The organism is Sorangium sp. So ce295 (assembly GCF_051527405.1).
Classification (GTDB): Bacteria; Myxococcota_A; Polyangia; order Polyangiales; family Polyangiaceae; genus Sorangium; species Sorangium cellulosum_B.
Window position 1 is genome coordinate 3,417,792 of sequence record NZ_CP150324.1, and the last position, 12,802, is coordinate 3,430,593.

Annotated in this window: 7 protein-coding genes and 1 pseudogene; 1 reads left to right on the plus strand and 7 read right to left on the minus strand. The window is 71.2% G+C overall.

Translation table 11 applies throughout. From position 1 onward, the window contains the following. Positions 1-7: 7 nt before the first annotated feature. The 4 genes from WMF11_RS13230 to WMF11_RS13245 all read right to left on the minus strand — a co-directional run bounded on the left by WMF11_RS13230 (position 8) and on the right by WMF11_RS13245 (position 8,695). Positions 8-1,051, minus strand: coding sequence for a pentapeptide repeat-containing protein (locus WMF11_RS13230; RefSeq protein WP_437977732.1), 1,044 nt, complete (start codon positions 1,049-1,051; stop codon positions 8-10). After that, positions 1,048-3,714, minus strand: a complete 2,667-nt coding sequence (locus WMF11_RS13235; RefSeq protein WP_437977733.1) for a DUF2169 domain-containing protein — start codon at positions 3,712-3,714, stop codon at positions 1,048-1,050. The genes WMF11_RS13230 and WMF11_RS13235 overlap by 4 nt, the downstream gene beginning before the upstream one ends. 108 nt (positions 3,715-3,822) lie before the next feature. After that, a complete protein-coding gene (locus WMF11_RS13240) occupies positions 3,823-6,249 on the minus strand; it encodes a type VI secretion system Vgr family protein (protein ID WP_437552174.1) in 2,427 nt (808 codons plus the stop codon). Between the two features lie 97 nt (positions 6,250-6,346). Then, on the minus strand, positions 6,347-8,695 hold the full coding sequence (locus WMF11_RS13245) for a DUF2169 family type VI secretion system accessory protein (protein WP_437977734.1): 2,349 nt from the start codon (positions 8,693-8,695) through the stop codon (positions 6,347-6,349). A gap of 300 nt (positions 8,696-8,995) precedes the next feature. Between WMF11_RS13245 and WMF11_RS13250 the strand changes: the two genes are divergently transcribed. Then, positions 8,996-9,499 (plus strand): hypothetical protein, encoded by a 504-nt coding sequence (locus WMF11_RS13250; protein ID WP_437908750.1) that lies wholly within the window; start codon positions 8,996-8,998, stop codon positions 9,497-9,499. A 49-nt stretch (positions 9,500-9,548) separates the two neighbouring features. On the opposite strand, the gene WMF11_RS13255 is transcribed toward WMF11_RS13250, so the two are convergent. The 3 genes and pseudogenes from WMF11_RS13255 to WMF11_RS13265 form a co-directional block, all read right to left on the minus strand. After that, positions 9,549-10,028: a hypothetical protein gene (locus tag WMF11_RS13255; protein ID WP_437552177.1), complete on the minus strand. Its 480-nt coding sequence runs from the start codon at positions 10,026-10,028 to the stop codon at positions 9,549-9,551. Continuing rightward, positions 10,025-10,447: pseudogene (locus WMF11_RS13260) on the minus strand (sigma 54-interacting transcriptional regulator); the annotation flags it as partial. The gene WMF11_RS13255 and the pseudogene WMF11_RS13260, both read right to left, overlap by 4 nt. A 16-nt stretch (positions 10,448-10,463) precedes the next feature. After that, positions 10,464-12,458, minus strand: a complete 1,995-nt coding sequence (locus WMF11_RS13265; protein ID WP_437977735.1) for a hypothetical protein — start codon at positions 12,456-12,458, stop codon at positions 10,464-10,466. Positions 12,459-12,802 lie beyond the last annotated feature (344 nt).

Genomic DNA, 12,802 nt, shown 5'->3' on the forward strand with positions numbered 1-12,802 from the left:
CATCCCCTCAGGGCGTCCAGCGCTCGGCTTCGAGCAGCTCCGGGTCGTCGCCGAGCGCGGCGGACCGGCTCGTGAAGGTCGCGCCCGCGTCGCGCGTCTGGTGGAAGCGGGCGCGGAAGAGCTTCGCGCGGGAAAGATCCGCCTTCTCGACGCTCGCGTGCGAGAAATCGGCGTACGTCAGGTCCGCGTCGCGGAAGCTCGCCATCGGGCACGACGCCCGGTGGAAGATGGCCTGGTAGAGGTCGGCGCCGGTGAGGTCCGCGGCCTCGAGGTCGGCCTCGGAGAAGATCGCCTGCCGCGCCTTGAGGCCCGCGGCCGACACGCCGGCGAGCCGCGCGCCGAGGAACAGGCCGCGCTCGGCGTCCGCGCCGTCGAGCTTCGCCGCGGTGAGGTCCGCGCCCTTGAAATTCGCCTGGACGAGCCGGGCCCCGCGCAGGTCGCACCCCGCGAGATCGGCGTCGGTGAGCTGCGAAAGGGTCAGGTCCATGCCCGACAGGTCCTGCCCGCGGAGGCGGGCGCCGATCAGCACCGTGAGGTGGAGCGTCGCGCCGCGCAGGCTCGCGGTCGACAGATCCGCCTTGATGAGGCAGGCCTGCCTGAGCTTCGCCCCGTCGAGCGTGAGGCGCGCGGCCTCGGTCTCCACGAGCGAGAACCGGTCCAGGTTGGCCTCGCGGAAGCTCGCCTCGTCGGCGCGCCCCTTGACCATGCTCCCGATCGTGAGGTTCACGCGGTCGAAGCTGGCCCGCGAGGCGTCGCACTCGGCGAAGCTCGCCGAGACGAGGTCGCTCTCGTCGAGGCGCGCGTGGAGCAGCGCGCACCGGCTCCACACGGCGTGGCGGGCCCGCGCGCCGGACAGGTCGGCGCTCGAGAGATCGCACCCGTTGAACATGGACTCGCTGATCTTCGCGCCCTTCAGCCGGGCGCCGCGGAACGTCGTCTTCTCGAACACGACGCCCGACAGGTCGAGCCCGGACAGGTCGAGCCCGGACAGGTCCTCCCCGGCGATGACCTCGCCCTCGCTCACCTTCGCGAGCAGCTCGTCGCGGGTCACTTGCCCTGCCCCGTGAACACGACGTGCTTGATGTGCGCCTCGGAGAAGGAGGTCCGCTGATCGCCCTTCGCGTCGAGCAGGTTGGCGCGGAAGAGGTTCGTGTTCTCGAAGCGGGCGCCTGGCACCTTCGCCTTCTGCAGCATGGCGTCCATGAGGTTCGCGCCCGTCAGATCCGCCTCGGTGAGGTCCGACCGGTTGAACCGCGCGCCCTTGCCCGAGATCTGCGCGAGGCGCGCCTTGCGGAGGTTCGCCTCGCTGAAGTCCGCGCCGTCCGCCGAGGCGCCCTCGAAGATCGCGCCCTCCAGGTCGACCCCGCGGAGGTTCGCCCGCGCGAGCTCGGCCCCGGAGAAGTCCGCGCCCGGCAGCGCGGAGGCGGAGACCATGCGCAGGGCCGTGGCCTTCGCCCTCCGGAACGAGGCCTTCTCGCCCTTGAACTCGACGAAGGCCGCGTCCTCGAGCTCGGCCTCGCCGAAGTCCGCGCCCGCCCCCGCGCACTGAAAGAACGTCGCCTTGCGCAGGCTGGCGCCGGCGAAGCGCGCGCCCGCGAGGTCGAGCTCGAAGAAGAGGACGTCGTCCGCCGCAGCGCCGCTGAAATCCGCGCCGGGCACCCTGGCCTCCAGGAAATCGGCCCCGGCGAGGTCGGCCCCCGAGAGCTGCGCCCCCTCGAGCCACGCCTTGTGGAGCACCGCGCCGCGGAGGTCGGCCCCGTCGAAGCTCGCGCGCGCCGCGCGCGCCTCGCCGAGGTTCGCCCCGCGCAGCGTCGCCTTCCCGAGCCGCGCGCCCTCGAGCTTCGCGCGCGTGAGCACCGCGCCCGTCAGATCGGCCCCGCCGAGATCGCACGCCGACAGATCCGCGCCTTCGAGGAGCGCCTCGCGCAGATCGGCGCCGGCGAGGCTGAGCCCGTGGAGGTCGGCGCCCGTCAGATCGCGCCGCGCGAGCGGCTCGCCGGCGGCGAGCGCCCGCTCGACCTCCGCGCGCAGATCGGATTTCTTCTGCTCCTCCGCGGGCTCGGTCGGCGGGTACAGGTGCGCGAAGGCGCGGTATGCGCCCACGACCCTCTCCTCGGTCCTGCGCAGGCTCGCGGCGAACGCCGGGTCCGCGAGCTTCGCCTCGAGGTCATCCATCGGCGCGCCCGCCTTGCGCCCCGCCTCGGCGAGCTCGCGCAGGCGGGAGAGCTCCTCGTCGGCGCTGAACTTCGGCGGGCCGCCCCCCTCGCGCTTGCTCTTCGCGACCACCTGATCGAAGTCGAGCCCCTGCTCCGCGCAGAGCTTCCGCGCCTCGTCCTCGGCATTCCTGCGCTGCGCATCGGACTGCTTCTGGAGCTCCGCGGCCTCGAGATCCATCCGGTCGGCGAGCTCCGCCAGCTCGTCGGGCTTCGGCTCCTCCGGGCGCTCGATCTCCCGCGGGAGCTTCTCGTCCGGGTTCATCCCCAGCATCCGCAAGGTGAGGCGCGCCTGATCGAGCTCGCGCTGCGCCCGCGCGATCGAGCGCTGCTCCAGGGTCCGCTCGCGGCGCATGAGCGCCTCCATGTCGCTGATCGCCTCGTCCGGAAACGACGGGGCGTCGGGCTCGGCCTTGGGCAGGAGCTCCTTGTCGTTCAGGGCGTGGAGGTGCCCCTTGTCCTTGTCGAGCCGCCTCGCCAGCACGGCGCGGTAGTGCTCGACGGGCTTCGGCGCATCCAGCCGCTCCAGGCCGGCGATCATCAGGCGCACGTCGTCGGCGTCGTCCTCCGCCACCGGGACGACCCCGCGGAAGATCGCGACGCCGCGCTCCAGGTCGGGGAAGAGGAGCACCGTCTCCAGGCGCGTCGCGACCTCCCGGAGGTCCTCCTCGCCGTCCGCCTCTGCGGCGCCCCGCTGGCGCACGAAGCACCGGGCGCGGAGCCTCGGCGCGTGGGTCCCGAGCTGCGGCCGCGTCGGGTGGAGGTTCTTGAGCCTGATCGGCTCTCCTCCCTGAAAGTAGTCCGGCAGCCGCTGGTCCTCCGGGGCCACCTGGAAGTACTCGGGGTCGAGATCCCGGGCGTAGCCGGGGAAATCGTGCTGCAGCCACTCGGCGCCGTACGTGCCGAGCTTGGCGAGCCGCGACGCGAGCGTGGGATCGAGCGCCCCGAAGCACGCGGGCGGCGGCCTGTCGCCGGGCGACTTGAGGAGGCACCGCGGGTCCTCGAGGTGGGGCAGGTAGTGCACCTTGGCCTCCTCGTCCTCGATCGGCCCGAGCCCCATGCCCTTCGGGTTCAGCGGGTAGTCCGGGCCGCCGAACGCATGTTCCCAGACGAGCGGCATCTCGGTGATCGGCTCGGGCTCGGTCGGCGCGCCGTGGTGCCACCGCCGCTTGCCGACGACCGCGAGCGTCTTGTCGACGAGCGGCTTGTCGGCCGGGCCGACCGTCAGGCTCGCGGCGAAGGCCGGCCGGGGCTCCCCCCCGGGAGAGAACGCCTTGCCGAAGACGAGGACCTCGCCCCGCGGCTTGGGCAACCCTTCGTCCAGGAGACCGTCTTTGCCGAGCGCGGGCGTCACCCGCTGCCACATCGAGACCTCGGGCAGCGGCACCTCCGGGGCGTCGAGCGGAAAGAACACCAGGAGCCCGACGCTCAGGTGATGGCTGCGCCGGATCGTGAGCACGCGCTGCATGACGGAGAGGCGAAGGGGCTTGATGACGCGCATGGAGCTCGAATCGTGAGTTGTGGCCGGAACGCCTGTGAGGGCGAACGCCGGCGAGAGGTGGGCGAGCGCCGCGCGCCTCGCCCGAGCGTCAGGTGACCGTCCCGAGCGTCAGGTGATCATGAAGATGCCGCTCTTCTTGATCTCGGCCACGACGTTCTTCAGCTTGAAGTTCTCGTTCTCGATGGTGACGGTATCGGCCTTGAAGATGGCGTTCTGGATGACGAGCTCCGGACCGTTCTTGATGGTCACCACGGGCCCCAGCTTGAGGTCCAGCGTGCCTGCGAGGTTCGCCGACGACTTGAACCCAGCGACGACCTCCGCGGTGGCGCTGAGCGACAGCGACAGCTTGGTTCCGAAGGTGAACTCGTAGGCCTGCGTCAGCTTGACGTCGAGGGACGTCCCCTCGGTGATCGTCTTGAAGGTGCCCACCTTGTGATCGTACGTGCTGCCGTTGGTGAAGCTCTCGGCGTCGCTGTGCTTGAACTCCTTCGTCGAGCCTGAGGTGTGCGACTCGAACGAGCCCATCTTGATGTCAAGGCCGTTCCCCATGGTGATCGACGTGCTCTTCCCGAGCACGAGGGCGCGGACGCTCCCGATCGTGTTCAGGTTGAAGTTGCCGAGCCTCGTCGTGTTGTGGTCGCCCGCGATGGTCTCGTTCTTGTTTCCCATCGCCTTGATGTTGTAGTGGCCCTGGGCGAAGACGTTCACGTCGGCGGCCAGGGACTTCACATGGACGTGGCCGGCCTCGGAGACGAACGTCGCGTCCCCCTTGGCCTTCTCGGTGAGGGTGCCGGCGACGGCCTGCGTCGTGATGTCGCCCGCTGTGGCCGTCGTCGTGATGTCGCCCGTGGTGGCCGTCGTCGTGATGTTGCCTGAGGCGGCGGTCGTCGTGATGTCGTTCGTCACGATGCTCGTCCAGCTGGCGCCGACCAGGAAGTCCATGTTCACCCCGCTGTCGAGCAGGATGTTGCCATCGGTCTTCCCGATGAGCTCGTGCCCGTCGTTGGGCGACCCCATGCGCATGTACGTGTTCGAGTACGGCGTCGAGAGCGTGATGCGCTGCGATCCGGCCTGGTCCTCGAGCTCGAGGCGGTTCCTGCCGCCGGTCTGGATGACGTTCTTCGTGTGGTTGCCGCTCGTCACCGGGCTCGGCGTGAGCACGTTGGGCACGACGCCGGAGATCACGGGCCGATCCGGGTCGCCGCCGAGGAAGCTCAGCACGACCTCGGTCCCCCGCCGCAGCGGGAAGTGGAACCCTTCGACGCCGCCGCCGTGCGGCTGCATCATGCGCACGTACGTGGACCCGCTGCCGTCCCGCGGGCTCGCCTCGTCGAACTTGAACTTCACCAGGTAGCGCCCGTGGTCGTCGATCTGCGCGTACTCGCTCGACGCGGAGCCGTCGACCGTGCCGTTCTCGTAACCGTAGATGCGCGGCCACGCCGTCCGCGACTCCGCGCGGAACTGCGTCGCCGCCGGGATGGCCGAGACCTCGACGAAATAGACCTCCTCGTGCGCGAGCCCGGCGAGCTCCGCGAAGTCGCTGTGCCCGGCGGACTGGTTGCCGTGGTGGCGCAGCTCGACAGCGAGGTACTTCGCGTTGAGCCGCGCGCGCGGGTGGTCCTCGAGCTCGAACGTGGTCCCCGAGCGCAGGTGGAGCCGGGCGCCTGCGGCCTGGTAGACCGCCTCCCTGGCGAGGTACTCCTCGGCGCGCAGCTGGGCCAGCCGCTTGCCGGCGTCGGCGCTGAAGAAGCGCTCGCCGTGGAGGCTGATCTCCCCTGTCCCGTACTGGGACACCGGGGCCGCGCCGGTGAGGGGGAACTGCGGCCGCACATAGTCGTAGTCCTTGAGCTTCACCCGCGACGGCAGCGCCCCGTGCTGGCAGGAGAAGGTGCGGAACGAGCCGGAGGCGCTCCTGTCCTCGCCGGTCTGCGGGTGGTAGCGGACCGGCGCGCCGAGCGCCTCGGCCGGGTAGCTCTTGTCGTCGCAGAGGACGAGCTTCTCTCCGTCCTCGGTGTGTTCGAAATAATAAAAGATCCCCTCCCGCTCCATCCAGCGCGAGATGAAATCAAAGTCGCTCTCGCGGTACTGGCAGATGTGCTCCTCGGCCTCGTAGCTGCCGAGGTTGAGCTCGACATCGCCGCCCGTGATGCCGTTCTCCTCGAGCACGAGCCTGATCACGTCGGGCACGCTCTTCTTCGTGAAGATGCGGCTGTGCTTCGACAGGGTGAGCCCCCAGAGCCGCGGCACCAGCACCGCGCGCAGCAGCGCGCGCCCGCCGAACTCGTGCAGGAGATCGACGCCGGCGAGCATGCCGGCGAACACGTAGGGCGGGGTCGTGTCGGACTGGCGATCGATCGAGAGCCGCGCCTTGGCCCCGACCATCTCCGCAAAGTCCGTGTCATCGTCGCCTTCGCTCGGGATGGACAGGAAGATCTCGAACCTGTACGGGCGCGAGATCGCCTCCACGCCGCGAAATCCGACGACGCGCGCCGGGCCCTCCAGGATGCTCGAAGAGAAGTTGATGAGGTCGCTCATGGTGGTGTCTCTTCCTGGCGCGAGGAGGTGAATCAATCCGCCTTGAACATACCCAGGCGGCCCGTCCTGTGGAGTTAGGCAAAAGAGAGCCTGGGCGTCAACCTTGTAAAGAAACGTTAAACTCCTCTTCGGGTTCGGGCGGTGGGGTCTCGACGATGTCGCGCAAGATCGCGCCGCTCGACTTCGCGTTTGCGAGCGTGACGCCGTAGAGGTTGGCGCCCGTGAGATCCGCTTCGCGCAGATCGGCGCCATCGACGTTGGCGCGGGGGAGCCTCGCTTCCTTGAGCTTCGCCGCGCGGAGGATGGCGCCGGCGAGGTTGGCGTTCGCGAAGCTCGATCGCGAGATGTCCGCCTTGCTCCCGTTGACGTCGGTGAGGCTCGCCCGGTCGAAGACCGCCTCGATCAGGCGCGCCTGCCGCAGGTCGGCGCCGTCGAGCGCCGCGCCGTCGAAGCGCGCGTGCGAGCCTCTGGCCGAGGTGAGGTCCGCGCTCGTGAGGATCGCCGACGAGAGCGCCGCGCGGTCGAGCGTCGCGCGGGAGAGATCGGCGCGCGTCAGGTCGGCCGCCTGGAAGCTCGCGCCGGTGAGATCCGCGCCGCTCAGGTTCGCCCGGGCGAGGCGCGCGGACGCGAAGTTGCACCGGGCGAGCCCGGCGCCGGCGAGGTTGACGCGCTCGAGCGAGGCGCCGCTCCAGTCGATCCCCTCGAGATCGGCGCCCGCGAGATCGAGGTCGTAGAGCGGCTGGCCGCTCCTCAGGCGGGCGAGCACCGCCCCGCGCAGGCCGCGAGCCTCCGGCTCCGGCTCCGGCGACGCGGCGGCCGGAGGAGGCGGAGGCGGCGGCTCCGCGACGGCGGCGGCCTCGTCGGGCGCGGTTGGCGGCGGCGGGTCGACCACGGGAGGCAGGTCGACCACGGGGGGCAAGGCCACCACGGCGGGCGGGTCCACCACGGCGGGCGGGTCCACCACGGCGGGCGGGTCCACCACGGCGGGCGGGTCCACCACGGCGGGCGGGTCGACCGCGGGGGGCAGGTCGACAACGAGGGTCGCCTCGTCGAGCCCGCCGAGCGGGGGCTGCACGCGCGCCGGCGGCTCCGGCGGAGAGCCCTCGGGCCCGGCATGGGCGAAGGGCATCGCAAACGGCACCGACCCCGGGAGAGGCGCCGGGCGCGGCGGCGGCTCCGGCGCCGGCAGGAAGGGCAGGGGAGGCGGCGCGAGCAGCGGCGCGACCTGCTGTGTGACGCCGCTCCAGTGCGCCTCCTGGGGCCGCGAGAAGGGCAGGGGAGACGGCGCGAGCAGCGGCGCGACCTGCTGCGTGACGACGCTCCAGTGCGCCTCCTGGGGCCGCGAGAAGGGCAGGGGAGGCGGCGAGAGCAGCGGCGTGACCCGCTGCGTGACGGCGCTCCAGTGCCCCGCCGGGAGCGCCGTCTCCCCGGCGGCGGGCGGGCCTTCCGGCGCCGCGATCGCGAGAGAGCCCTCCGCCGCCGGGGGCCACAGGACGGGGCGCCCTGCCATCTCGACGCCGGCGACCACCCGCATCCGCGCCGGCTCGTCGCCCGGCAGCAGCGCGACGTTCCCGCGAAAGATCAGCCAGCAGAGCAGGCGGTCCGCGTCGATGGTCAGCGTGTCGGCGACGAGCTCGATCGGCTGCCCGTGGTCGTCGCCTCCAGGCCCGAGCCGGTGGAGCCGCGCGAGCCCGCGGGCCGAAGGCAGGCAGGACTGGATCCGCGGGCAGTGCGGGTGCAGCCCCTCCAGGAGGATCCACTCGTCGCCGCGGAGGAACTCGATCTGCTGGTCCGCGGGCGCGGCGACGAAATAGCGGAAGTCGAAGCTGCCCCCGAGCTCCGGAGCCGGGAGATCGGGCGCCTGATCCCGCGCGAGGAAGGCTCTCCTCGGGGCCCAGTGCCCCGCGACCGGCCCGAAGCCCGCGGGCCTCGTGGGATCGGCCGGATCCACGATGTTCGGGAGCGCCGTCCCGGCGCCGACGCCCACCGGGTTCGCGTCGATGTGGGGGCCGCCGTGAGCGCGCTCGTACGCGAGCGGCATGAGGCCGAACGGACGCGGATCCGGGGCCTCTCGCGTGCGGTCGCCGTAGACGTGGAGCACCTTGTCGAGGACCCAGCGATCCTCGCGGAAGAGCGCGACCCGCACCGAGAGCGCCGTCGCGGTCGTCCCCGCCGGCGCGGCCGCGTGCCCTCGCACGAGGACCCCTGCGCACGGCAGGTAAGGGGCTGTCTCGCTCGCCTCCTCCAGGCTGCCCCAGCCGTCTCGGAGCCGATCGGCGCGGATCAGGCCCGACGGGGCGGCGAGCTCGGCGCTCGTGTCGTGGACGAGGGCAAACGTGGCCTTGACCACGACCGTGAGCCGCTCCGCGCCCTGCGCGCGCCACAGGACGGCCCCGCAAGAGGCCGGTGTCAGGGCGACGACGGAGACAGGCCAGGACGATTGCACGGGCGTCATCTCGACTGGCCCGCGCGCCTTCACCGCCGCGGAGGGCTCTCAGGCAACGGACGATACGCGGCGCGTCGCTCGGGCGCAAGCGCGGGAGTCGGCGGTGACGACCCCTCGTGTCGAGTCTCCTCACGCGACCATGTCGCTGTGAAGATCTCCCGGCGAGCGACGCATCGGGCGTGCTCGCTGGTGCGGTGCAAGGACACGAGTTCTCCGCCACCGGCGGAGGGCCCCGCGTCCCGGCGCCGCGCGGGCGCCGTGCTACACCAACGGCAGCTCACCGTCGAAGGAGCGCGCGCCATGACCGATGCGTCTGTTCAAGCCCTCGCCGATGCGATGGATCTCGGGTCGTTGCTGCAGGAAATCCGGGATCGACATGGCGAGTTCGATCTCCTCGCCCACTGGAAGCAGGGCGAGTTCCACCACGACGTGGTCCTCCGGGTGCACCGCTTCGCGCCGCTGCCGGCGCCGGTGCTCGTCGTGAGCACGAACTGCAACGGCGGCGTAAAGGAGGTGCTCTGCTTGGGCGACGTCCCGGAGCGTTATGCCCTCTGGCACCATCGCTGCCCCGGGGTGCCGGAGTTCTCTGGCGAGCTGCCGCCCATCGCCGCGCAGGCGCGGACGTCGCACTACTTCGATCCGTGCGAGCTGCTCGCGGCCGACGCGCGCAGCGAGCTGCGCCCCGAGTTCCGCGAGCGCGACGTGGGTGGAGGATGGCGCGCGCGGTGCGGACAGGCCGGCTCGCCGTTCGACGCCGAGCCCGGAGGAGCGCGCGGGTCAGCGAAAGGGGAGACGTGCTCGTGATGTGCCGGTGATCCCGGCGGCGCGAGGCCTCTCCGGCGGGCGAGCTCGCTCAGCGGCGCCTTTCGCCCATCGCGCCTCGCCCCGTGGCGCGGGCCGCGCAGAACGCCGCGTCCAGCCGCCAGGCGGCGCGCGTCGCCTCGCCCGCCGTCGCGCCGCGCGCGCCCGCGGCCGCGGCGATCGCCTTCCTGAAGTGCGCGCCGGCCCTGCGGCGCTCGATCGCGACGAGCGCCAGGCAGAGCGCGACGAGCAGCACGTCGCGGGCGCTCGGCTCCGGCAGCGTCCACGCGAGCCAGCCGGTGGCGATCGCGAGCATCGCGGTACAGAGCTCCCAGGACGCGGCGCGCTCGGTGCCCTCCGACTCCGCCGTGGCGGCCAGCGCGCGCGTAACGCTGGGTGGCGGCTCGAGCTCCCCTCCGGAGAGCTCCGGCGCCCCTGCGCCGGGATTAACGCTCGCGCCGGCGCTCGCCGCGGGGCGCGCCAGGGACGCTGCGACTGCGTTCGTTGCCGCACCGGGATGGATTGAGCTCATACAAACACCCTCCTCGCCTTGCCGTCCGGGCCTGCACGATCCCCAGACTCGCACGTTGCGCGCCAACGTGAAAAGAGCGACCCGACGTGCTCGGCGAGTCTGGAGCACGCATCGCGTGCGCATGTGTTGTGCAGGACACGCAATCGGTGCATCTGTTGTGCAGGACACGCAATCGGTCCGTGCCGCTCGAGGCTCGCTCGCACCGGGGGCGTAGGGGGCGTAGGGGGGGTTGTCGCTCTATCTCGCACCTTCGCTGGTCTGGCGCGAGGCGCGGGCTTTCCCTCGGCGGCCTCGAGCAGGCCGTGCTTCATGGTGAGCGCCTTCGGGGACGCCCCCTGCGTGTGGCCGAAGAGCTCGCTCTCCGCGAGCGCGGGCGACAGCACCGCGCAGCTCACGGCGAGGGAGGGCCGGCCGCGGCGCGCGCTGAGCTCGCGGTCAGTTCTCGAACCGCACGTTGTCGAGGTAGTACGGACCCGAGTTGCTGTTCACGTTGAGGTTGAACTGCAGCTTCACGTCGCTTGCCCCTGCGTTCAGCGCGTTCTTGGTGGCCGTCTGCAGCTGGGCGAACTGGATCCTCACGAACTGGCCGCGGGGGAGCGGGGTGAGCGGGACGTTGCCGGCCCACTGGTTGTGGATGCCGGCCGAAGGGATCGAGATCAGCACTTCGATGTTCCCGACCCAGCTCGGGTTCGGCTGGACGGGAGACACGAAGAGATCGAGCGTGATCTTGTTGCCCACCGGCGCGAGGTTCGCCGAGCTGAAGCTCGGGCTGACGATCGCGTTGAACGAGGAGGGCGTCTGCACCTGGAGCGACGAGATGCCCTCCACCACCCGGCCCGTGTGGACCGACAGCTGGGCCTGCGCCGACGTCCACGCGCCCGGCTTCTCGAACCCGAGGATCGGGTTGTTGAGGAGGAACTCCGCCATCACGTTCTTCCGGAACGGGATGAACACGTCCGTGAGGGCCTCCGAGATCTTGAAGCGCTGCCCGCCCGGCTCGTCCGGATCGGCCTCCAGCTGCTCGGAGGTCTGCGTGAACGGCCGCAGCTTCGCCAGCGTCGCGGTCGTGCCGAGATCGAGCTCGACGGTCGGGGAGCCCGTGGCGTCGCCGATCGGCTCATGGCACCCGCTGCACGAGAGGGAGAACGCGCGCCCCACGACCTGATCCGGGGTGAGCGCGCTGCCCATCGCGGTGAGCTTGTTCTGGACGCTGGTCCTGAGGGCCGAGGGCCCGGCGCCGAACGTCGTGAAGTAGTTGTTCTGGAGGCCGATCATCTGGCTCTCTCCGGCGTTCATCGTCGTCGGATAGCTCGGCTCCAGGGCGAAGCGGTTGATGTCGTCCGCCGCGGCGAGCCGCTCCACCAGGCCCGGGAACCATGTGTTCCTGAAGGCGACGGCGCGCGCGTCGGTCGAGGCAGGATCGAAGAGCGGCGCGGCCGGGTTGTCCTTCACGAACGACGGGGTCACGACCAGCGTGGCGCTGCTCCCCGAGCCGCTGTGAAGGAGCCTGAACTCCCGGAGGTTCCACGTCGTGAAGGGCTCGGGCGGATCGCCGTCGACCTCGGGGGCGAAGAGGAACTCGTTGGTCCGGATCTGGCCGCCGAGCGGGCCCGCGTTCTGGCCGTAGTGATCGATGTGAATGGCGGGCTCGAACCCCCCGGGCAGGCCGTCGAAGTAGAAGGCGAGCAGCTCGTCCCTCCGCTGCTCCAGGCTCTTCGCCGGATCCGACAGGTTGTACCAGAAGTCGACGACCGGGCGGCACCCTTCCCGGCCAAGGCTCGGGGTCGGGTTGGGCAGCCTGCCCTCGAAGATGATGAAGTTGCGCATCTGGAACGCGCTCTCCGGGATGCCCGAGCGCCTGGCGAAGACGACGCGGTATTCACCGCAGTTGGCGCCGTCCGGCGGGGCGAGGTCGAAGCGGTTCGCCAGGGTCGTGGCGACGTAGGCGTTCGGGGCTTCCTCGTCGGCGAAAGGATCCCTGTCGGCCTCCTCGCCCACGACGCGGGGGCAGTCGACCGGCCACCCGTTGATGGACCCGGCCGAGCCGGGGATCACCACGTCATCGCAGTGCGGGCCGAGGCCGATCCCGTCCGCGGCCTTCCGGTTCGTGTCCATGAACTGCCGGAAGAGCTGGAGGGGCGTCAGGCTGACGCCCGCCTGATCGATGAGCTGCTGGAACACGTCCTTCAGCTTGAAGGCGCCGAGGATGTCGGTGTTCGTGACGACGAGCGATTTCCGCTCTTTGATGGGGAAAGGAAGCGAGAGCGCCTCGCCGGCCTCCGCGATCTCCCCCTCGGAGAGATCGGCCGGAGCGCCGTCCGTGGGCCCGAGATCCGCGCAAGAAACCGGCAGTATCGCGAGCGCGGCCAGCGCGGCGCGCCGCGCCCCCTGCCACGCGCCGGGGGAGGCAGGAACAGAATGAGAGCGCACCGGACTGCTCGAACTCGACTGCTTCGACGACATGAAACCTCCTGAAATGACCCCGAAGAACGGCGGAGCCGCGCGAGAGCGCGATCGCGCGCTCGCGGATGGACGGGGCGGCCCGAGGAGGACGACCGCCGGCGAGCGCCCGCGTCGGTCCGCAAAGAGACGACGCCCGGCGCGCGCCGCGTGGGCGACGTGCCTCGCCGAGGCCGACGCTGCCACGGCAGCCTGGCCTCATCGAGCCGCTGAATCCACCGTTCTGCGATGAAACGCCCCGGCGCCGCCGCCTCTCGGCGCGGCCGCCCGTGAACGCGGGTCGTATGTTAATACTGTTTACGTACAGGGCAAGC